Origin of the sequence: Butyricimonas sp. DFI.6.44, assembly GCF_022132345.1 — a bacterium.
Taxonomy (GTDB): domain Bacteria; phylum Bacteroidota; class Bacteroidia; order Bacteroidales; family Marinifilaceae; genus Butyricimonas; species Butyricimonas muris.
On record NZ_JAKNJD010000009.1, the window covers coordinates 132,545 to 151,589 of the forward strand.

The 19,045-nt window shown below is 50.4% G+C and carries 26 protein-coding genes; 13 read left to right on the forward strand and 13 right to left on the reverse strand.

The annotated features are described in order from the left end of the window. The first annotated feature begins 170 nt into the window (after window positions 1-170). The 13 genes from L0M98_RS13515 to L0M98_RS13575 all read left to right on the forward strand — a co-directional run bounded on the left by L0M98_RS13515 (window position 171) and on the right by L0M98_RS13575 (window position 7,985). Window positions 171-668: a hypothetical protein gene (locus L0M98_RS13515; RefSeq protein ID WP_032559782.1), complete on the forward strand. Its 498-nt coding sequence runs from the start codon at window positions 171-173 to the stop codon at window positions 666-668. A gap of 13 nt (window positions 669-681) precedes the next feature. Next, complete coding sequence (locus L0M98_RS13520; RefSeq protein ID WP_008766246.1) at window positions 682-996, forward strand: hypothetical protein; 315 nt, start codon at window positions 682-684, stop codon at window positions 994-996. Between the two features lie 16 nt (window positions 997-1,012). Then, window positions 1,013-1,381, forward strand: coding sequence for a hypothetical protein (locus L0M98_RS13525; RefSeq protein WP_008766247.1), 369 nt, complete (start codon window positions 1,013-1,015; stop codon window positions 1,379-1,381). Window positions 1,382-1,398: 17 nt separating this feature from the next. After that, a complete protein-coding gene (locus tag L0M98_RS13530) occupies window positions 1,399-1,686 on the forward strand; it encodes a hypothetical protein (RefSeq protein ID WP_008766248.1) in 288 nt (95 codons plus the stop codon). Window positions 1,687-1,776: 90 nt separating this feature from the next. Further along, window positions 1,777-2,706: a hypothetical protein gene (locus L0M98_RS13535; RefSeq protein WP_008766249.1), complete on the forward strand. Its 930-nt coding sequence runs from the start codon at window positions 1,777-1,779 to the stop codon at window positions 2,704-2,706. A 37-nt stretch (window positions 2,707-2,743) separates the two neighbouring features. After that, window positions 2,744-3,337 (forward strand): hypothetical protein, encoded by a 594-nt coding sequence (locus L0M98_RS13540; RefSeq protein ID WP_008766250.1) that lies wholly within the window; start codon window positions 2,744-2,746, stop codon window positions 3,335-3,337. Continuing rightward, window positions 3,334-3,951 (forward strand): hypothetical protein, encoded by a 618-nt coding sequence (locus L0M98_RS13545; RefSeq protein WP_008766251.1) that lies wholly within the window; start codon window positions 3,334-3,336, stop codon window positions 3,949-3,951. The genes L0M98_RS13540 and L0M98_RS13545 overlap by 4 nt, the downstream gene beginning before the upstream one ends. A gap of 1 nt (window position 3,952) precedes the next feature. Beyond that, window positions 3,953-4,162, forward strand: coding sequence for a hypothetical protein (locus L0M98_RS13550; protein WP_008766252.1), 210 nt, complete (start codon window positions 3,953-3,955; stop codon window positions 4,160-4,162). 12 nt (window positions 4,163-4,174) lie between these two features. Continuing rightward, window positions 4,175-5,197: an LPD29 domain-containing protein gene (locus tag L0M98_RS13555; protein ID WP_008766253.1), complete on the forward strand. Its 1,023-nt coding sequence runs from the start codon at window positions 4,175-4,177 to the stop codon at window positions 5,195-5,197. 32 nt (window positions 5,198-5,229) lie between these two features. Further along, entirely contained in the window at window positions 5,230-5,940 is a 711-nt protein-coding gene (locus L0M98_RS13560) for a hypothetical protein (RefSeq protein ID WP_032559777.1), read from the forward strand. Window positions 5,941-5,951: 11 nt separating this feature from the next. Beyond that, on the forward strand, window positions 5,952-6,470 hold the full coding sequence (locus tag L0M98_RS13565; protein ID WP_008766255.1) for a hypothetical protein: 519 nt from the start codon (window positions 5,952-5,954) through the stop codon (window positions 6,468-6,470). A 243-nt stretch (window positions 6,471-6,713) separates the two neighbouring features. Beyond that, complete coding sequence (locus tag L0M98_RS13570; RefSeq protein ID WP_016270778.1) at window positions 6,714-7,004, forward strand: DUF4120 family protein; 291 nt, start codon at window positions 6,714-6,716, stop codon at window positions 7,002-7,004. Window positions 7,005-7,061: 57 nt separating this feature from the next. Next, complete coding sequence (locus tag L0M98_RS13575; protein ID WP_008766256.1) at window positions 7,062-7,985, forward strand: hypothetical protein; 924 nt, start codon at window positions 7,062-7,064, stop codon at window positions 7,983-7,985. Window positions 7,986-8,061: 76 nt separating this feature from the next. Here the strand turns inward: L0M98_RS13575 and L0M98_RS13580 are convergent, their stop codons facing one another. The 13 genes from L0M98_RS13580 to L0M98_RS13640 form a co-directional block, all read right to left on the reverse strand. Beyond that, window positions 8,062-8,580, reverse strand: a complete 519-nt coding sequence (locus L0M98_RS13580) for a glycoside hydrolase family protein (protein WP_016270779.1) — start codon at window positions 8,578-8,580, stop codon at window positions 8,062-8,064. After that, window positions 8,571-9,074: a DUF3872 domain-containing protein gene (locus L0M98_RS13585; RefSeq protein WP_370645661.1), complete on the reverse strand. Its 504-nt coding sequence runs from the start codon at window positions 9,072-9,074 to the stop codon at window positions 8,571-8,573. The genes L0M98_RS13580 and L0M98_RS13585 overlap by 10 nt, the downstream gene beginning before the upstream one ends. A 73-nt stretch (window positions 9,075-9,147) precedes the next feature. Then, window positions 9,148-10,023: a toprim domain-containing protein gene (locus tag L0M98_RS13590; protein ID WP_008766644.1), complete on the reverse strand. Its 876-nt coding sequence runs from the start codon at window positions 10,021-10,023 to the stop codon at window positions 9,148-9,150. 13 nt (window positions 10,024-10,036) lie between these two features. Continuing rightward, window positions 10,037-10,609: a conjugal transfer protein TraO gene (locus tag L0M98_RS13595; protein ID WP_008766645.1), complete on the reverse strand. Its 573-nt coding sequence runs from the start codon at window positions 10,607-10,609 to the stop codon at window positions 10,037-10,039. 2 nt (window positions 10,610-10,611) lie between these two features. Continuing rightward, a complete protein-coding gene (traN, locus tag L0M98_RS13600; protein WP_008766646.1) occupies window positions 10,612-11,592 on the reverse strand; it encodes a conjugative transposon protein TraN in 981 nt (326 codons plus the stop codon). A 20-nt stretch (window positions 11,593-11,612) separates the two neighbouring features. Then, entirely contained in the window at window positions 11,613-12,911 is a 1,299-nt protein-coding gene (gene traM, locus L0M98_RS13605; protein WP_032585284.1) for a conjugative transposon protein TraM, read from the reverse strand. Then, entirely contained in the window at window positions 12,904-13,209 is a 306-nt protein-coding gene (locus L0M98_RS13610) for a TraL conjugative transposon family protein (RefSeq protein ID WP_022140287.1), read from the reverse strand. The genes traM and L0M98_RS13610 overlap by 8 nt, the downstream gene beginning before the upstream one ends. An 11-nt stretch (window positions 13,210-13,220) precedes the next feature. Next, entirely contained in the window at window positions 13,221-13,844 is a 624-nt protein-coding gene (traK, locus tag L0M98_RS13615; protein ID WP_032559772.1) for a conjugative transposon protein TraK, read from the reverse strand. Between the two features lie 27 nt (window positions 13,845-13,871). Then, the gene (gene traJ / locus L0M98_RS13620; protein WP_022140289.1) at window positions 13,872-14,876 is read right to left on the reverse strand and encodes a conjugative transposon protein TraJ; all 1,005 of its coding nucleotides are present in this window, start codon (window positions 14,874-14,876) and stop codon (window positions 13,872-13,874) included. Window positions 14,877-14,895: 19 nt separating this feature from the next. After that, on the reverse strand, window positions 14,896-15,525 hold the full coding sequence (locus L0M98_RS13625) for a DUF4141 domain-containing protein (protein ID WP_008766651.1): 630 nt from the start codon (window positions 15,523-15,525) through the stop codon (window positions 14,896-14,898). Between the two features lie 41 nt (window positions 15,526-15,566). After that, window positions 15,567-16,187 carry a hypothetical protein gene (locus L0M98_RS13630; protein WP_032559769.1) on the reverse strand — a complete coding sequence of 207 codons (621 nt, stop codon included), beginning with the start codon at window positions 16,185-16,187 and terminating at the stop codon, window positions 15,567-15,569. A gap of 20 nt (window positions 16,188-16,207) precedes the next feature. After that, entirely contained in the window at window positions 16,208-18,715 is a 2,508-nt protein-coding gene (locus L0M98_RS13635) for a TraG family conjugative transposon ATPase (protein ID WP_032559768.1), read from the reverse strand. Then, window positions 18,712-19,044, reverse strand: a complete 333-nt coding sequence (locus tag L0M98_RS13640) for a DUF4133 domain-containing protein (protein WP_227216632.1) — start codon at window positions 19,042-19,044, stop codon at window positions 18,712-18,714. The genes L0M98_RS13635 and L0M98_RS13640 overlap by 4 nt, the downstream gene beginning before the upstream one ends. Window position 19,045: the final 1 nt, after the last annotated feature.

The following is a 19,045-nucleotide window of genomic DNA, read 5'->3' on the forward strand; positions in this document are numbered from 1 at the left end:
CGCCTTTACCGGCTGGGCAAGGTCAAGCCGCAAGCGGTTTTCGGGAAAATCATCCTCGCCGGAGGCTCCGGTATTTCCCCGAAAAACCCTGCACAGCCGGGGCCCGGACCTTTTGGAGCCTGTGGAATAAAATCCCCGGTTCCGCATCAATAACTGTAATGAAAAAGATTATGGACTTGAATCAGGCAGAAGTGGCAGTGACCACGCAGCATCTCATCGACATCCGGCAGGAAAGGGACAGCCTGCTGCGTATGTCCGATTTCGGCGACATGGGAGAATTCCTATGCACCTGCTCCGAATTGTTTCCCGAAGAGGAAACACCGGAGTACAGGTATACGAAATGGGAGGAAATCCCGGACCCGCTTATCAACAGGGAATGGCTTTGTCCCAACTTCTTTGATATAAGGGAGGCAATGGAGCAGCTGGAGGAACCCGACAAGGATTTTTTCTTCGACTGGTGTGACCGTTACGGACACGATATCAGTACGGAAGACCCGCACCTGCTGGTAGCGCATTACCTGGAACTGTTCGGGAACGTGACCTATATCGACGATGACTCCTGCCCGGACAGCGGGGATGACAGCCTGCTGTATTATCCGGGCATATCAGGCAACTATTTCGATAACTGTTTCCCTCGTTTTGAAGTATTCGATGACAATTACGATTAAAAGACAAACGCTTATGAACATCAATTTTCTCGGACCGGTCTTACCGACAGACAGTTTCACGCAGATGGCTTTCGTGGAAATCCTGAACATCATCCTGACCTCCGACAACATCGTGGACGTGAACCGGATGCTTATCGGAAGAAACGTCAATCCCACCTTCGGCTCGCTGTCGGGACATTTCCGCTGGTCTTACGCAAACGACCATTTCACGCTGTGGCAGCGCATGGAGTACAATTCACCAATCTGCTTCGGACAGCGCATATTCAGCATCCATTTCGGTATGCTGGCAAGCCGCGACAGGAAAAGGAACAATATGATAATGAACTGAAAACATATATATCAACATGAGTTACCAGATAATCACAAAAATGGCATACAATGCCAAAAACAAGCAGATTGAGACCTGGCAGCATTCCAACAACGTATGGCCGAAAACAGACCATTTTTATGACTTGGATGTAAAAACGGACAAACAGATGTTTGAATTCATAAAATTGGTAGCAAGCGGTTCGTGGCAGGTTCGCAAATGGAGAAAAGCGTTCAATATCCTTTTTGAGGAATATCCGGAATTGGTCATGTCATCATACGAACACGAGCTTGAAGGCAGGCCCTGGAAGGAATATTGTGCTATTTGCCGAAAACATGAAGGGCTTGCCGAAAGCAAGTGCAATGAGATCGTAGCGCGGTTCAAACAACTGGCCGGGATTGTCTGACCCAAACAGATGAATATATGGAAGAGTTGAAGATTTCAAACCGGCAAATTGCAATGATGGCTTTCGACAGGCTTCGCAAGGAAAACAAGAAGGATTCCGCGCTCCGGCTTGCCCGTTGTCTGTTGCAAGGCACAAGCATATCACTCGGCATTGGTGATATTGACTGGGATATTGACACGGCAATACGACAATGCGGCGGAGAGCCAAGTACCGGTTACAGGTACACCGCATATTTTCACTTCAACCGTAAGACGGAGATGGTAAAGGAAAGGTATGACGAGATAGTGAAAGAACTGTATGGGTAATAGTAATACGGAGGCGGCCGGAAGGTCGCTTCTGTCATTTATAACGGTATGTACGGGAAACAGAACCCTGCCGTACACAGGTAAAGAAAAATGGAAGAACAGAGAACGCTTACGTTGGATTTCGTGAAATCCCTCATGGAACCATCCTACACGCTGGTATGGACGGATTATAACGACAACCTTGACAACCACCTTGACATCATCCGGAAATGTCTGGACAGGCGGAATTGCGATTGCCTGTGGGAAAAGGCGGGCGAATGGTATGGCGATGCGGAATATGAAGCTGTTCATGGGATTATGGAAAAGCTGAAAGAAGAATGCTTTGTATTCAACGACTTTGACGAACACGAGGTCGATGCCTTTTTCGATGAACATGAGGATGCAATCCGGGACGAGATTTACAGCAGGAACGATTCGGACGTAGTGAAAGACCTGATAAGGTACACGGATGACATTCCCATCCGGGTGGAGATGCTTTCCGACTACGACTGCATCAACTCCAACTGGTTTGAATCGCAGGGCGGTTACAGTTACGAGGAATCCTATTTCGGGGACATGGTAGACAGCCTGAACCTCAATCCGGCGCAAGTAAAGAAACTGCTGACGAGCCACGGCTACAAAGTTTACGGGCGTTTCCCGAACCGGAAAAGCAGGAACGGGAAAGAACAGGTCTCATACGAGCAATTCTACGAGGAACTTATCAATTCCTGTTGCGGTGCGAACCTGCTGACCTATATCGGAAAGGTAAGTCTGAAAGAGTTGTATGATGCAGACTTCTCGCTGAAAGAGGTCATTATCCCCAAAGGGAACTGTTGCGGGCTGTTCAGTTCCACGTATGGCGGCGGAAGCCTGCTTGAAATGGAACTGAAACAAGATGTGAAGCTCAAGCTGGAAGTCAAAGGCTGTAACGGCTTCCGTTTCCGTCTGGACGATGAACGATCCAAGTACGACTATTCCATACAGCATGTGTATGGCGTGGACGATTCATTTTTCAACAATCCTGTCAGCATAGTCTCTTAATGTTAAATCAATTACAAACAATCAAATCATAAGAATTATGGCAAAGTATGATGTAAGAGTAAGGTATGCCTTCGAGGGCACTTACACGGTAGTGGCTGAAGACCACGATGAAGCAAGACAAATGGTGTCTGAGGACTGTGGGCTGGTTCTGGGCGGCAATATCCACACTACTCTCGATGATGAAGATGTAGACTGGAATTTCGGGGTTCACCCCGACACACAGATTCTTTCTGTGGCTCAACGAAACGGGAAAGGGACTTCGGCATCCATTGATTTTAGCGGGAGAATTGAGGAATTACGAGCGGATATCATTGAAGCGATACGACAATTGCTTCAAGCACACTGCATGACCGAGATACGGTTCCCTGAAGATGATGGATACGACCCGGTCTGGGTGATATGGTTCAGTAAGAACGGTGATCCGTATGAATGTATGGTAACAGGACTTCGGGTAACGGAAAACAGCCTGACCGTTTTTGCCGAGGAGAAAGAGAGCGGTTATGAAGTGGAATGTCACAGTCCGTTTGAACTCGGAACGAGGAACATCGACTGGCTCCACGAAATGTATGATGTCGTATGGAGGCAATTGGAAGGCAAAGAAAATGTTGAACCTGAAACTGAAAAATCATGAAATACCACGCAGAAAATGCAGTCTCCAGCTTCTTCTACTATATGTGGAACGCATGGAGCAAGGAGGAATGTAAAGTCGTGTTCGGAGGTGACTACCTGCACTTTTGGGAAAAATGGAACGCACAGGCTGAAAATTCCATTTATGGTGCGGCGGAACGGTTCTATACCGAATTATCGGAATGCAGCCGGACTTTGCTGGTGGAACGTGCCGTATCGCTTTATGACGGCAAGGCTTTTAGAAAAGAGCCTGATGATTCTAAAGTTCTGGTATGCGAAGAATGTGGTTCAAGGCAAGTGGAGACACAGGCCTGGATAGATGCGAATACAGAAATGTATATCTGCGATACGGCACATGATTGTGATGGCAAATGGTGTGAAGAATGTGAGGAGAATGTTGACTTCTGTTCGTTGGAAGAATTCAAGCAGATAATGCAAAGTTGGTGGACCGGCAATGACATCAGGACTTTGGAAGGCATTACAGGACTGAAAGAAACGGATTATCTTTCCAACAATAGTTCACAGACATTTGCCGGTGCTACCGATAAATGGTGGTATAATCTGGATTACGACGGAAAGCGAAATGTCTATAACAAACATACCTCTAACAATGAATAATATGGGAGAAAATATCATTGACTTAATCTGCAACTCATGCAGTTGCGACAAGACAGAAGCGCAGGAGTATCTGGATTCCGAACTTCAATACCTGCACGAATTACAGGATGTGGATGATTTGAGGGAAGGCGACATTGAACTCGCTTGCAGCAATCTCGGTCTCGACCTCGACTATCAGGAATATTTTATCAATCGCCTTGCAGGGGCATAAAAACTTACGGTTATGACTTATTTTCAGAACATACACAGTCTGGCGGACTTGAAGAAAGAGTACCGCCGTCTGGCATTGCAGCACCACCCGGACAAGGGTGGTGACACTGCCGTCATGCAGCAGGTGAACGTCGAGTTTGAAAAACTTTATGACGTGTGGAAGGACTCCACTAATATGTCCGCTGACACCACCGGCTACGAATATGACTATTCCGGGGCCACGGCAAAGGAATATGCCGAGTATGTATATAACGAATACCGGTGGAAAGGCCGCAATTACAAGGGACAGCACGCTCCCGAGATTGTGGAACTGGTGCGGACCTGGCTCAAGGAAACCTATCCCAGATACAGGTTCTCCGTCAGACGGGAGAATTACAATTCCATTTACATCAAGCTGATGAGCGCGGACTTCGAGGCGTTCACCAAGGAATCCGGCAAGGTGCAGGACACCATCAACCACTACAACATAGAGTGGAATCCTGACCTTACAGACCGTGCGAAGGAGGTGATGATGAATGTCTGCGACTTTGTCATGTCGTACAACTTCGATGACAGCAATGCCATGACGGACTATTTCCACACCAATTTCTACCTGACATTGGGCATAGGCAGCTACCGGAAACCTTACAAGGTGGAATTGCCGAAACTCGCCTGCAAGGGAAAGGAGAAGCAGGAAGTGTTCAAGCACCCCGAAGGTACGGCGCACAAGGCCCTGCGGCAGGCATTGGGTACGGCACGGTTCGGTTTCATCGAACACAGGAGGCATATCGGCGAGATGATACTCGGGGAAGACCATTACGGCTCACAAGGCGAGCATTATTTCTGGCCGAAAGAGTATTCAAGTGCCAAAACCGCGCAAAAGCGGATTGACAAATTAGAACAGGCCGGAATGCGGTGCAGACTCACAGGGTATAATGGCGGATACATCCAATTCCTCGGATATACCCCGGAGACGAAGACTTTGCTGGAACAAGAACGCGAAGAGGTCATTATTGCACATCAGGCATGGCAGGCAAGGCGAATACAAACCAACTGAGACAACTCGAAATGTCAAAACAAGAATGAATCATGAAAGCGAAAGTATTGAAATACAAGTTTGACGGAAATACCGTCGTGGCTCCGTACATGGAACTGGAAGCGTATGCGGAAAACATCTATCTCTCGTTATCGGACAAGAACGAATACGGGAATGAAAACTATGATTATTTCTATGTGGTCTGCAAGGTTGAAAACATCTATTTCTCTTGCGGGCAGTATTCCAGGGAAATGCTTGGAAGGGAGGAACAAAAAGAAAAACTTGTCAAGTATTGCAAAAACTGGATTGCGAATATGCTTCAGGATGCGGAAAACGGGAACCATGTCTCCCTTTTGTCGATCCGTGTTTTTGAAGAACTCGGACTTGACACAGTTCCTTTGCTGCAAGCCCGTGAAGCGTACCGGAAGAAACAGGAACAAAGACGGCAGGAGCAAAAAGAACAGGAAGAGGAGAAACGCAGGCTGGAGGAAGCGAAGTGGCAACAGGAACTTGACGAGGAGAAACAAAAGTTTCTGAACGGGGAATACATCCCGGCAAATATGTTCCTTGAAATAACCAAACGGGACGGCTTTGAAATCCATATACGGACCAAAGGGACATTGAACCGTCATGTATGCGGGTTGAATAAGTCCGGGAGCATTCGTTTCTACAAGAAACGCGGTTGTCGCACGCCTGATTTTTCCGGCTGCCACAAGGCTATTGCCGCTTACCTGACATTTCTGGAAACAATTACCGAAAGCTGACCTTTCTCGATATGGCACAGGAACGAATGGACGACTGGATGGAATATGCCAGGGAACTGGCACGTGCCGAGCGTGAACTGCGGGTTGAACGCTGGGTATTCATTTCCATCGAATGCAAGGATGAAGCCGGCAATCCAATCCGGCTTCATTCGTATGACCTTCCGAGGGAACTGCACAAGCGTTACCGTTGGGTAGTCCGCTGGCGTGAAGCCCGGTTGCAATGCCTGTACCCCAAAAGGCAAATCAATACCTATTACAGCTATTATGACAGACGTACCGGACTGCGTACCAATTTCAACTCCTCACTGTCAAGACTGTCAGCAGCCAAAGCCCAAATCTCCATCGCGGAGCGTAAAGAACGTGAGTATATCCAATACCAGCGTACAAACAACCTGTTCTTTGATGAAAATACAGATGAACAGCTGGTAGGGTTTCGTGAAAAACTGCGTATGAAAAAGGAAAAATACACGGCATTGGAACATGAAATCCGTTCTGAGATGGAATCCATGCAAAAATTGAATCGTATCTGACAAAACAGGCAACAACGGGGCTATTATTTTATTTCCCACCCTGCAAAGGTAGCCCCGTGTCCTGTGTATCCTGCAAGGTCAGGTCCCTTCGGGGTTGGCTGAAAGAAAATCATCCTCGCCGCTGCTGCGGTATTTTCTTTCGCCAAACCTTGCCGGATGCGGACACGGGACAGTCAGGCAGGCGAGAAATAAAAATACCGGCTCCCGGAGCCGGACGTGTTTAACAGATAAAATGCAAAAGTCATGAAAATCCTGAATGAAGAACATTTCGAGAATGTAAAGCGCTATGCCGAGTCCATCGGCGACACCTCGTTCCAGAAGTGCCTGGACAGGCTGGAAAGCTGGGAGAAGAATCCCGACCATCCCAATGAAATATCGCTCTACTACGACCATGCCCCGTATTCGTTCGGCTTCACGCAACGCTATCCCGATGGAAGAACCGGCATCGTGGGAGGCCTGCTTTATCACGGAATACCGGACAGGTCTTTTGCCGTCACACTGGAACCGTTCCACGGATGGCAGATACATACCTGACCGGAACAAAAGGAAAAGTAACATCAACATAGTATTAACTTAATAAACTTCAAGATTATGGCAAATCTGGCAGTATTGGAAAGACAACAGCAGTTTGATTTCCAGCAGAACGGAATCGAAGTGATGGACTTCGAGACATTACAGCGTACCTACAAGGAGAATGACATTTACAACAATCCGGTACAGGGCATCTACCATTACCAGGTCATCCAGCGCATGATGGATATCTGTGAAAAGCACAACCTTGACTACGAGGTGGAGGAAATCTTCGCCGCACAAAACAGGAACAAGACACAACCCGGCGTGAGCATACTCCCGCAAGTGGAACAAATCCACGGGGAAAAGGCGGTGGAAGCGCATATACTCCGCCGTATCTTCACCACCATCCGCATCAAGGACTGGGAAACCGACGAGCTGACGACCACGCTTGTCGTAGCCTACCACCAGGACGGGGTACAGGCGGCCATAGGCCCTTGTGTGAAAATCTGCCATAACCAGTGCATCCTTTCTCCGGAAAGAAGCGTATGTAATTATGGAAAGAAAAAGGTGACTACAGAAGAGTTGTTCGACACCGTGGATGGCTGGATGGCAAACTTCGAGGTGAACATGAACGAGGACATCGAACGGATACAGAGATTGAAACGCAGAGTTATCCCTTTGGAAGAAATATATATGTATATAGGACTGTTGACGGCATTGCGTGTTTCCCACGACAGCGCGGACAAGAACCTTTCCTCCACCGTGGAGACCTATCCCTTGAATCAGGGGCAGATATCGGTATTCACGGAAGAGGTGCTGAAGCTGGTAATGACAAAGGGACAGATTACCGCCTGGGATCTTTACAATGTCGCTACGGAGATATACAAACCTGGTAAGACGGACTTTCCGGCTTTGATTCCGCAGAACGGGGCGATGGCGGAGCTATTGCTGTCACGCCTGCCAGAAGAAGCGGAAATCATGGACGCCATACCGGTAGGCTGAACGGATGGATTCCATTGAAATCACAAAAGAGGGAGAACCTGGCGGTCTGATGCCGAATGATTCTCCCTCTTCTTTTTTACTTCTTAAACAGTAGCATATATTCCACTTTTCTTCTCCGTTCAATGCTCGGTACCACTTTCCCCTTGTAGCACCGGAATGAGACATACTCGTTGTAAATGTCCCTGTCCCCGGCTTCCAACTTTTGAATAAGCCTGCTCTTGGGTATCTTGCCATAGCCGACCACACGGTAATATCCCACATTATAAGACAAGGTGGCGACTAAAAGGGCATCCTTTCCGAAACGGCTGCACATCCTGCACAGTTTCCTCAAATCCGCTCTGAGCAATGAATCCGCCTGTGCCTTGCTCATATCCGGTCTGAACGTCTCTCCCGGCAAAAGTTTGTGACCCCAGCCCACATAAGGCAGATGTTTTCCATGCCAACCCTCGAACCGCTTGATGCAGGCGATGGCCTGCTCGAAAAGCGAATCCGGGATTTCCGTGGCAGTGGGAGGCGAGCCACCGCCTCCCCGTGGATGAGCCGCCAGACAGTTACAGGTTAGAATCAGGCATATAGCCGCTACAATCACTCGCATACCGTAACCGTTTCAATGTTCACCAAAGGATTTTTCACAAGTTCCCCACCGGTTCGGGGAATTCTGCCGGTTCCTCCCGTATCATCTTCTGCGTCATCCTTTTTCTCGTTGTTGAAATCAAAACTAAGCAGGAATAATTGTGCAGGGGCACTGTTGTCCTCGAAATATATGTCAATACTCTGTTGGTCCTCGCACTCGGAAGTGTAGTACAGCCGGAACACCTCCCTGTCAAGCGGATAACGGTCGTTGGGCAGCAACACCATCCCGTCGTCCATGCGGAGCGAGCCTTTGCCGTCAGGCTGGAAATAACGGACGGTGTACCGTGCATCGGAGAACCGGCCCTCACGCTTGAGTTCGCACCGTATTTCCACGGTCTCGCCTTTCACGATACGTTTGGGTACTGGCATCGTCTCCACTGTGAAGGGATATCCCTGCTGCACATCCAAATCATTGTCACAGGATACCAGGGCTATTGCTACTACAGTCGCAAGCATTGCCGAAAAGATAGCGGCAAACGCGTTCATCTTATTTTTCTTTTTCATGTTCATTGTCATTTTAATGGTTTTTCTATTGTTCAATAATTCCTTCCCAATATTGCAGGTATTCGTTCAAATCCTTGAATCCCTTGTACAGGGAAGAACAGTCCTCTATCTTGTTGCCGTAGCGTTTGCGGAGGGCTTCCAGTGTCCTTCGCCCCGCTTCGTCACGGTCCAGGTAACAATTGACCCGGTCGTACTTGTCAAGGAAACCATACGAGCGTTCCAATAAAGCCACCGAGTTCAGCACGAGGTAGTCATCGCCGCATCCCAGGCCGAGCACCATCCATGAGAGATAGTCAATGAACCCCTCGAAAATGTTACAGGTGTCCGAACCGTTGTCGATGAGCGATATGTCCTTCGGCGACATACTGCCCTTGAACAGGCGGCTGCGCAACTCATACCCACCGCTGATGTTCCTGAATCCGATGGAGAAGTACCGCTTGCCATGCAAGGTATATCTGACTTCCTCACAGTTCGGCAATGCCACATCGCTGCAAATGCCACGCTCTTTCAGATAATTGAGCAGGATTTTGTTGTTCAATGGCTCAATGCGTACATTCACGAAGCAATTCTCTTCACCAGGTGTGGTGTCGAAACATTTTTCTTTCGGACGGAAAACTATTTCCGGAACAATACCACCCAATGATTCCGAAATGAATTTAGCCTGCGACTTGAAATCACCGCTGCCAATGATTTCTCCTGCAAGCGAGAATATATCCCCGCCACGCCCGATGCCGAAGTCCTGCCACACATTCTTTAGAATATTCACCCTGAACGACGGTGTCCGTTCTTCCCGATAAGGGGCGGAATACCACCATTCATTCCCTTTCCGGGCCGTCGGCTCATGTCCCATCCGTGCCAGAAAATCCGTAATGGGAATCTTCCTTATATCTTCTATATTCATAAGCCGTGATGTTTTAATTGATGATAAATTTCACGCCCAGCCCGAATTGCATAGTGAACACGGATAATGAACCTCCCCACATGGCGCGTTCCCGGACGCTGGCAAGCAGCACGATACGGTCCGTGACATAGGTTTCAAGCTCCAGTGTTATCGCCCCGCCATAGATAAAGGCATCCTTGGCGAGCAACTTCGAGCCGTCATACAACATCTTATTCCCCCAATTCACGGTTTCGTAACCGGCCAAAGCCGAGCCGCCGATGGAAAGGAACAGTGTTTTGGAAGGGTCGGACAGGAATTTCAGATAGTACCCACCCTCGGCAGTGAACTGCGCACGAGGAACGGACACGTTACGGTACTCGTAATTCTTCAACAGGTATTCCGCACCGACAATCCAGCGGTTGGCTTTCTTGGTATATCCCGATACCGCGAATCCCGCATAATGGTTCAAGGGTGATTTCGAGCCTTCCGCAAATCCGCCCCGCAGCTCCACGCCTTTCATGCCGGGGAGACAGCGTTGGGCGTATGCCTGCCCTGAAAACAGGGCAAGCGATACGACCGCTACTAACATATAGATGACCTTACGCATGGCTACTTCACTTTAAGTTCGTTGATCACTTTGGCTCTCACGATGTCCTCGCTCTCCACGGTGAACGACTGGTGACGCCCGCCGCTTTTCTCGTTCAGTTCCACGACCAGCACCTTACCGGCAGGGATGGTGAACTTGTCAAAAGTGAACATGGTACGTTCGTCCTTATTTCCAGCTACCAAAGTGGCATAGTTATAGGCTCTGAGAGGAAAAACAATCTGCTCCTGGATGGCTGTACGCTTCATTACCTTCTTATCCACAATCTTGAACGTCACGAAATCCACCTCGAAAGGCACATTCGACTGGTTGCGTACCTGCGTGTGGAAATAGAGCAGCCCGTTATGGGTATAAATACCGCGCAGGAGGTACTGGATGCCGAAAGCCTTGCTACCGATGTGCTTGACATGGCGTTTGTTCTCTTTGTGGATACTCTTGTTGATCAGTTGCACGAGTTTGGGGGATTCACTGCCCAGTTCCTTTAGATATATGTCAAGCGCGTTGTTCGGACGGTTCACCTTGCTGCCGTCATGGATGAAGTCCTTCATCTCGATGTTCAGCAACAACGGCTCGTCCGCATACTTGACATTGAACGTGTAGAAACTGCCGCTTTCGGTGATGACCGACATGTTCGTCTCGTCACGGAAATTCCTGACCACCGCCTTTACGCGGATAACATTCTCCGCACCGTCGGCCTTTCCCGCCACAAGATTCGGGGAACCGAGGTCCACATAGCGGACGGCGGAGGGGAAAATGATGTGCGTGGTCTTGTCGTAGGTCACTTCCAGCCCATACGGGGGAACCATCCTGTCAAAGGTGAGCTTCCGGGTCAGACCGTGGTAGAGGTCGCCATCCTCCTGCCCGGGATAGAGTTCCCTGGTCATTGTGACTCTGCCTGTTTCTGCCGATATAGAATCGGCTGCATTCTGTGCAAAAGCACTCACTGCGCCCGTCATGAGGGCAAACATTACAAAAATCTTTTTCATACTTTGTGAATTTTAATGGGTTATTGATTATCGTTCTGGTAAAGCATCAGGGTATAACCGGATTTGAGGTGTACTTTTTCCTCCCGCATCTTCCGGGATATGTATTGCGACACTCCCTGTATGGCACCCCTGCCGAGTTCGGAGAGCAGCTGGTCTCCGGCTGACTGGTTGGTGATGGATATGCTCGTGCCAAGGTTTTGTCCCAAGTTGGCCGCTACCTCCTTGGCGGCATTCGCTTCCATCGAGCCGGGAATGAAGATGCCCTCCTGTCCGTCATTGTCATACACGGCAAGCTCCACGGGAATGATGATGCCGTCGTGCTCCACCTGTATGATTCCAATGCCGAGCCTTTCGCCTTGTATGCGCCCCTCGCCCGTGACAAGGGAGTTGCGTGGAAGGACATACCTGCCGACACGCATCGGTTCCAAAAGCCTTAACCTAACGCTCTGCCCGCTTCTTATGGTCTGGTCACCATGCACGCAGGCACGGATGGTATTCCTCGTATGCCCGTCAGCCGTCTTTCCCACGGCGGTATGGAATCCAGCATATCCGGTCTGTGCCATCCGTGCCAACAGTACGGAATCACTGACGGGTTGCGGAAGCGATGACACCACCGGTGTGGAGACCTGTCCCACGGGAACGGCTCTTGCCTTCCTGCCGTTGGCGGCAGGTTCGGTTTCTTCCCGTTTTTCCGTACCTGCGCCATCCTTGCCCGGCGTATATTTGGCGGCCAGTTCGTAAGATTTTTCCAGCAATGCTACCTGCTCCTCGTAGGTCATCTGTGCGGGTTGCTGTACCGCGGCAGCCTGCTTCAACTGCTCCACCTCGGCTTTCAATGCCTCCTTTTCGGGGTCTTCTCTCGGTGCCTCATAGAAACTGCCGAGCGTGGAGTTGATATCGTTATAGGCGGATGTGGACGAAGATATGGCCCCATTCCTGCGGTTTCCGCTGCCACGATAGGATGATGCACTTTCGGATTCCCGCTCCTGCGGTATTTCCACGACAGGACTGCTTGTTTCATTCTGCCTGTTTTCATCGGCAAGCGCGGAGAAATCCTCCAGCGTGCGCATCTTCTCTTCCTGCCTGCGTTTCATGTCCGCCTGCTCGTAGGCGGCAATCTTGTCCGCCTCGATACCTGCCCCTCTCGGGTCGGGCAGTTCGGAATTGAAACCGGCATTCCTTTCCTCCCTCTGCCGTTCCTCCTTGGACGGCGCGAAAATCAGCCACATGCAGCCGACAAACAGGAGGAACATTCCGGCAAAGACCAGGTATTTCCTGATTTCCTGCCTCTGTCTCAATTTGTTTGCATCGTTACTCATTGTCTTCTTTGTTGAACTGGTTAAAAAACTCTTCCATCTCGCGGATTTTACTGTCCGTAAGGGTGTCCGCCTGAATAAAGTCCGGGATATCCAGCGGGGTTATCTCGATGACCTCACGTTTGGCATCCTCCCGTCCAATGTCGTATATGGCGCGGAAAATCATGTAGAAATTCCCAAGCGCGAACAGGACGGTCAGCACGACGATGGTTATCACTCTCTTTTCAGGACTCAGCCCGGCGCAGACACCGCGCAGTTTTTCTTCGGCCAAGTCCCTGATTTTTACAAGCATCTTTTTCATACATTCAAAATTTAACGGTCATATACTCTGATGTCCCTGTTTTCCACCACACGGAAGGCTTCGAGGATGAAGCCGTGCGGATTGTTGTCGCTGCGGGTGGAATTGAGCAGCCTGCCCCGCGTGACGAGGCTGCGCTCCGTCACGCTCTTCTCCCGGATGATGGAAAGGCGGGCATACGTCACTACCTCATACGGGTAGCTGTTGAAGTCGCATTTCACGCTGTCAATCCCGATGCGCTGGCTCATGTTGCCGGAGATGATCCGGTTGTAGTAGCCCTGTTCCGCCAGATCCCGGTAATGGGCATAGGCAGAGCGGTCGCTCAGGAACATGGCACGCTGGATATTGCCCTCTATCGCACTCTTGTCAGGAGCCAGCGAGAAAAAGAGTTCATGGAAGCGTCTGACATGCTCCCTCGCCTCCACGGGACGGTTCTGCTCCAGGTCCTGCGAGAGGGCGAGCATGAGCGACTTCCCCTCGTCCAGCACATAGATTTTCTGCCTCTGCGCCTCGGCAAAGCCGTATGCCTTCCACACCGAATATCCCACAAGCAGGGTACACGTGCAGAGATAGACGATACCGAACAGGCGCAAATGCCTGAAACTGGTCTCGATGTTTTTTAATGATTTGAATTCCATTCCAATGTCGTTTTAAGATGGTTATTACTATTTGATAAGCCTTCCTGCGATGTTGCCTACCGCCGCACCGCCGGCTCCTGCCACCACGGAACCGGTCTTGGATGCCGTCTGGGTCACGTTCTTGCCGTAATTGCCTGCACCGCCTCCTGCCTGGATAATCCAGTTGGCCACTGTCGGGATGGTGAAATACCCGATGATACCGATAATCAGAAAAGTGATGTAAACCCCGTTGGAGCCGTCCGGGATGAAGTTCGGGTCGGAAAGCTGTTCGATGTCCTGCCGGAGCATCAACACCTGTATCCGTGCCAGCACACTGCTGAAGAGGTCACTCACCGGAAGCCACAGGTAGATGCTGATATAGCGGACGAACCATTGGCTGAGCGAGGCCTGGAAACCGTCCCAGCAGGACAGGGCGAACGAAATCGGTCCCAGTATCGAAAGCACGATCAGGAAGAACGTCCGCAGCGTGTCGATGACAAGGGCGGCCGCGTTGAACATGAGTTCCAGCAGTTCGCGGAAGAAATTCTGAACCGCCTTCTTCATGTTATACATTGCCCGGTCCACATACATTCCGCAGGCCTCTATCGCGTCCATCACCCCCAGTTCGTCCAGTTTGTTGTCGAAGGACTCCTTGTCGACCAGATAGGCCGTCTCGGGATTGCGCTTCATCGCCTCGAACTCCAGCCTGTCCTTCTGCGCCCGGTACTCGTTCATGTCGAAGGTCTGTGCCTCCAGTATTGAATGTGTACCTTTCACGATAGGCGACATGACACTGTTCAGCGTGCCCAGCACGATGGTCGGGAAAAACATGATACATAACCCCAACGCAAACGGACGGAGAAGGGGAAAGACATCCACGGGCTCCGCCCTTGCCAGAGACTGCCATACCCGGTAGGCCACATAGAACAGGGCACCAAGCCCCGCGAGTCCTTTCGCCACACCCGTCATATGCGAGCAAAGCGGCATCATATCCGTGTAGAGGTTTTGCAGGATCTGATGCAGGTTGTCGAAATTTATTGCCAACAATACCATAAGCGAATCGGATTAGGAATTACCAGTAACGTTCATTCGGTGAGCCGTAAAGGGCCATCACACGGTCCAGGTCGTTCCGTTTCTTGGCACGCAGGTAGGAAACGCCGATGTTCTTGTTGGTGTAATATTGCACCAGGCTGCGATATTGCAGCATATCGGTGTAGCAGCGGTCGATGATATCCATCCGCTCCTTGTCGTTCATCGAAAGTCCGTTCTCGTTGACCACCGTTTTCAGGTCGTTCAGCAGGTGTGCACTCTCTTCCAGCAGCTTCGTGTAACCAATCGCGATGGCACTCAGCTCTTCCGGCGTGAAATAAGGGTCGCTGAGCATACGCTCGAAACTGTTCACATAGATGTCCGTGATGTCACCGACCATGAGGATGGTCTGCTGCACCTTACGCGCGTCACGGACAAGGTTCTTGATCTTGCGAAGCCCGTCGTAATACTCTTTGCCTTGCTTGTAAATCTTCACGGTCTCCTGAAAATTGTTGAGCATATTGCTCGCGGTGGAAGATGTGTGAACGATATTCTTGGCGGCATTGATGATACCCTGGGCAAGATTGCCGGGATCGCTCACGACCCATTGCGCTTTCGCTGTAAGGCTGATGAAGAAACAGCCCATACACAGCATGAGGATTTTCTTTTTCATGATGTAACTGTTTTAATTGGTGAATAAAATTCTGTTGAAATTCAAAGTCCCATTTTCCGCCCCTTGGACGGCGGGTTGCGGAGGATAGGCTTGTGTACCTGCTTCGGACGTTTCGCCTCCGGCGTCTTTTCCTTCCCTTGTCTGAGGGAAGCGAAAAACTCATTGGCATACGGTTCGCGTCCTGTCATCTTCACAAACCTGGCATCCAGTTCCCGATATGCTTTCTCCGCCTGACAGGAGCGTTCCGTGGCAGAGGCATTTTTGTCTATGCCGTACTTGACGAGAAATGCCGGAGTGATATGGAGGATGTCATGGACGGAATCCGGCAAGGCGGCAATCTGTCCCAGATTCTCCAGTTCCTCGTTCATCTTGTCAAGATACGGTGCAGGAGGTTTACCACACAAACTCTCAAAGACCTTTTCGACTGTGCGGGTCAGCCTTGCATCCACTTCCAGGATGTCGGGAACTTCACCGGTTTCTCTTTTCCGCTTGTATTCGGCAGGCTCCAACTCTTCAAGTTGATGGAACAGCCGGTAATCCTCTGTAAATCCGTAATGGTCACAAATGGATTTCGGAATGTCCCAATTCTGCATCAATGACCAATAAAGGGACGAGATGACTTCCTCGCGTTTCCTCTGGTCTGATTTCAAATCGCTATACATACTTGTGATTTTTAGATGGTTTATAAGATGTTCTTCTCACGTTTGCTCTCCGCCAACTGCTTGATGGCAAGCTCGATATTGCCACCCAGTTTTTCCGTAAGCCGCATGAGTTCAAGTTTTTCGGTCTCTTCGGTGGTGTAGCATACATATTCCTCAAGCGACACCTCGGTGGCATATACCGCCGACTGTGTACCGCCCAGACCAATCCAGACCTCCTTGTACTTTCTGGAAGGATTGTTCGCCATGTTGATGGAAAGAATTTGCGCACGTTCCTTGTCAGTCAGACCGAGCAACTCCTGTATCTCATCGAACTTGTTCATGTACTTGCGCTGGTCAAGGAGAATCTTGCAGTCGCTGTTGTTGATGATGGTACCCTTCACAATCGGCGATGAGATGATGTCCTCGACCTCCTGAGTTACGACAACGGCCTCGCCGAAGAACTTTCTGACGGTCTTAAAGAGATACTTCAGATATTCCGCCATGCCCTCCTTGCTGATGGCTTTCCAGGCTTCTTCCAGCAATATCATCTTACGGACACCTTTCAACTTCCTCATCTTGTTGATGAAGGTTTCCATGATGATGATGGTCACAATCGGGAACAGTACCTTGTTGTCCTTGATATTGTCCAACTCAAAGACAATGAAGCGTTTACCGAGTAAATCAAGCTGCTTGTCGCTGTTCAGAAGGTAGTCATACTCGCCGCCCCGGTAGTAAGGTTCAAGCACGTTCAGGAAGTTGAATACATCGAAATCCTTCTCGCGGGTGCGCTTCTCCTTCAGAATGTCCTGGTACTCGTCACGGATGAACTCGTAAAAGGTATTGAAGGAAGGTCTGTTGTCCCTGTCGTTGCGGATGTTCGCTAAAAAGAGGTTCACTGCATTGGAAAGCGCCACCTCTTCAGCTCTCGTGGGCGGTTCATCGTCACGTTTCCACAAAGTGAGGATAAGCGTCTTGATGGATTCCTTCTTCTCAATGTCGAACACACCGTCCTCCACGTAGAAAGGGTTGAAGGCTATCGGGTCATCCTCCTTGTAGGTAAAGTAGATGCCGTCCTCACCGTGTGTCCGCGCATGGATAAGGTTGCACAGTCCCTGATAGGAATTTCCGGTATCCACCAAAAGCACGTGGGTCCCTTGTTCATAATATTGGCGCACCATGTGGTTGGTGAAGAAAGACTTGCCTGAGCCGGATGGTCCGAGTATAAATTTATTCCTATTCGTGATTGTACCATTCTTCATCGGCAGGTCGGAAATATCCAGATGAACGGGCTTTCCCGTCAGCCGGTCCACCATGCGGATGCCGAACGGTGATAGCGAGTCCTTGTAGGATGTCTCCCCGATGAACAGGCATAATGCCTGCTCGATGAAGGTGTGAAAGCTCTCCTCGAACGGGAAATCACCGGCATTGCCGGGTATCGCCGCCCAGAACAGCGTCGGGACATCTACCGTGTTGTGGCGCGGCTTCGCCTCCATGAGTGCCAGCTGGCTGCCGACGTCGTTCTTGATGCGCTTGAGTTTCTCCCGGTCATCGCTCCATGCCATGACATTACAATGTGTCCGGATAGAAGTCAGCCCCTTGCTGTGCGCCTCGTTCAGGTATTCCTCGATCCATTCGCGGTTGATCTGGTTGGAACGGCTGTAACGGGAAAGCGAGTGCATGTTCCTCGCGGTCTGCTCGAACTTGCGCAGGCTCTCCGCCGAATCGTCGATGAAGAGGTACTGGTTCACGACATGGTTGCATGTGAGCAGGATGCCTATCGGCGCGGCGAAGGAGAGACGGCAGTCGCTCCGGTCGGTGGACAACCGTTCGTAGCGGCAGTCGGTAGCCACGTTCGAGGGCAGGTCCTCCGGGTCGGAAAGGGTGTGCAGGCAGAGGTAGTTGTCGCCTATCTTCATCTCCCCGGCACCGAGTGACAGGTCCTGCAAGCAGGCGGTGTCCTCCTGCGAGAGCGAGAAGTATTTCTCGATGATTCCCGCAGAGGTGTCCGTTCCCGTGATTTCCTCATCCGTCAGACGTGTCATGCGAAGGAGGCCGCTGTCGTTGACGATACGCTCGAACTGCTCACAACTCTCCATGAAACGGGTGACAGTCTCCCTGTCCGTCATTTCCTTCGGGATGATGAAATTCCGCGTGAGGGCGTTGAAGCTGCTGGTAGTGCGACTACGCTCCTTGGTCGTCTTGGTCAGGAACAGGTAACAAGTGTGCTGCAAATACGGACGTTCGTTGAAATGCCGCTCGAAACTGCGGCTGAGAAAACTCAGGTCGTCCTTGCAAATGTCGGGACGGTAGCTTTCCTCGATGAAGAAGTCCTGCTTGTGCACGATGCTGTAGTTCGGCAGCACCTTGACCGCTTTCGCCCATGTCGAATGGACGGCCTCGTATTCCGCCTTTGTGAGCGTGAAAAGTTCGGGCAGTTCCACCTTATAGGCCACGGTAATGTCCGCATCCTTGCTGACGATACACCCGTGCTCTACCGAGAGCAACGGAAATTTGCTTTCCAGCGTCGCTGTTTTCATTACGTTTCTCATACTTTTCCTTTTTTTGAGGTTGGAGAAATCAACCGAAGGAACTTCCTCCGGTTGATGATGTAGCGGGGATGGCTGCGCAGCGCGTGGAGTTTCATAAGCCCCCATTCGCCGTACTTCGCGTTCATTCGGAATGTCGCCCAGACAAGCACCGAAGCGGAAACGACACCGAAACCGATGCAGACCCACTGGTCGATACCCACCATGTACATGATGACGAACACCACGAACAGGGCGAGCAGCCCGCCCGCGAAGATGAACAGGTACTGGCTCTTGAGCCCTTTGAACTCCAGGCTGCGGCCTATCCCCTTATTGACCGGATACTTCGCCATG

Excerpts from the sequence above, each read along its gene's own strand:
- L0M98_RS13630 (WP_032559769.1), bottom strand. The coding sequence starts at position 16,187 with ATGTATAGCGATTTGAAATCAGACCAGAGGAAACGCGAGGAAGTCATC.
- L0M98_RS13595 (WP_008766645.1), bottom strand. The coding sequence starts at position 10,609 with ATGCGTAAGGTCATCTATATGTTAGTAGCGGTCGTATCGCTTGCCCTG.
- L0M98_RS13555 (WP_008766253.1), top strand. The coding sequence starts at position 4,175 with ATGACTTATTTTCAGAACATACACAGTCTGGCGGACTTGAAGAAAGAG.
- traN (WP_008766646.1), bottom strand. The coding sequence starts at position 11,592 with ATGAAAAAGATTTTTGTAATGTTTGCCCTCATGACGGGCGCAGTGAGT.
- L0M98_RS13545 (WP_008766251.1), top strand. The coding sequence starts at position 3,334 with ATGAAATACCACGCAGAAAATGCAGTCTCCAGCTTCTTCTACTATATG.
- L0M98_RS13590 (WP_008766644.1), bottom strand. The coding sequence starts at position 10,023 with ATGAATATAGAAGATATAAGGAAGATTCCCATTACGGATTTTCTGGCA.
- L0M98_RS13520 (WP_008766246.1), top strand. The coding sequence starts at position 682 with ATGAACATCAATTTTCTCGGACCGGTCTTACCGACAGACAGTTTCACG.
- L0M98_RS13585 (WP_370645661.1), bottom strand. The coding sequence starts at position 9,074 with ATGCTTGCGACTGTAGTAGCAATAGCCCTGGTATCCTGTGACAATGAT.
- L0M98_RS13610 (WP_022140287.1), bottom strand. The coding sequence starts at position 13,209 with ATGAAAAAGATGCTTGTAAAAATCAGGGACTTGGCCGAAGAAAAACTG.
- L0M98_RS13565 (WP_008766255.1), top strand. The coding sequence starts at position 5,952 with ATGGCACAGGAACGAATGGACGACTGGATGGAATATGCCAGGGAACTG.
- L0M98_RS13635 (WP_032559768.1), bottom strand. The coding sequence starts at position 18,715 with ATGAGAAACGTAATGAAAACAGCGACGCTGGAAAGCAAATTTCCGTTG.
- L0M98_RS13515 (WP_032559782.1), top strand. The coding sequence starts at position 171 with ATGGACTTGAATCAGGCAGAAGTGGCAGTGACCACGCAGCATCTCATC.
- traJ (WP_022140289.1), bottom strand. The coding sequence starts at position 14,876 with ATGGTATTGTTGGCAATAAATTTCGACAACCTGCATCAGATCCTGCAA.
- L0M98_RS13540 (WP_008766250.1), top strand. The coding sequence starts at position 2,744 with ATGGCAAAGTATGATGTAAGAGTAAGGTATGCCTTCGAGGGCACTTAC.
- traM (WP_032585284.1), bottom strand. The coding sequence starts at position 12,911 with ATGAGTAACGATGCAAACAAATTGAGACAGAGGCAGGAAATCAGGAAA.
- L0M98_RS13575 (WP_008766256.1), top strand. The coding sequence starts at position 7,062 with ATGGCAAATCTGGCAGTATTGGAAAGACAACAGCAGTTTGATTTCCAG.
- L0M98_RS13625 (WP_008766651.1), bottom strand. The coding sequence starts at position 15,525 with ATGAAAAAGAAAATCCTCATGCTGTGTATGGGCTGTTTCTTCATCAGC.
- L0M98_RS13525 (WP_008766247.1), top strand. The coding sequence starts at position 1,013 with ATGAGTTACCAGATAATCACAAAAATGGCATACAATGCCAAAAACAAG.
- L0M98_RS13570 (WP_016270778.1), top strand. The coding sequence starts at position 6,714 with ATGAAAATCCTGAATGAAGAACATTTCGAGAATGTAAAGCGCTATGCC.
- L0M98_RS13580 (WP_016270779.1), bottom strand. The coding sequence starts at position 8,580 with ATGCGAGTGATTGTAGCGGCTATATGCCTGATTCTAACCTGTAACTGT.
- L0M98_RS13640 (WP_227216632.1), bottom strand. The coding sequence starts at position 19,044 with ATGGCGAAGTATCCGGTCAATAAGGGGATAGGCCGCAGCCTGGAGTTC.
- L0M98_RS13535 (WP_008766249.1), top strand. The coding sequence starts at position 1,777 with ATGGAAGAACAGAGAACGCTTACGTTGGATTTCGTGAAATCCCTCATG.
- L0M98_RS13550 (WP_008766252.1), top strand. The coding sequence starts at position 3,953 with ATGGGAGAAAATATCATTGACTTAATCTGCAACTCATGCAGTTGCGAC.
- L0M98_RS13530 (WP_008766248.1), top strand. The coding sequence starts at position 1,399 with ATGGAAGAGTTGAAGATTTCAAACCGGCAAATTGCAATGATGGCTTTC.
- L0M98_RS13560 (WP_032559777.1), top strand. The coding sequence starts at position 5,230 with ATGAAAGCGAAAGTATTGAAATACAAGTTTGACGGAAATACCGTCGTG.
- traK (WP_032559772.1), bottom strand. The coding sequence starts at position 13,844 with ATGGAATTCAAATCATTAAAAAACATCGAGACCAGTTTCAGGCATTTG.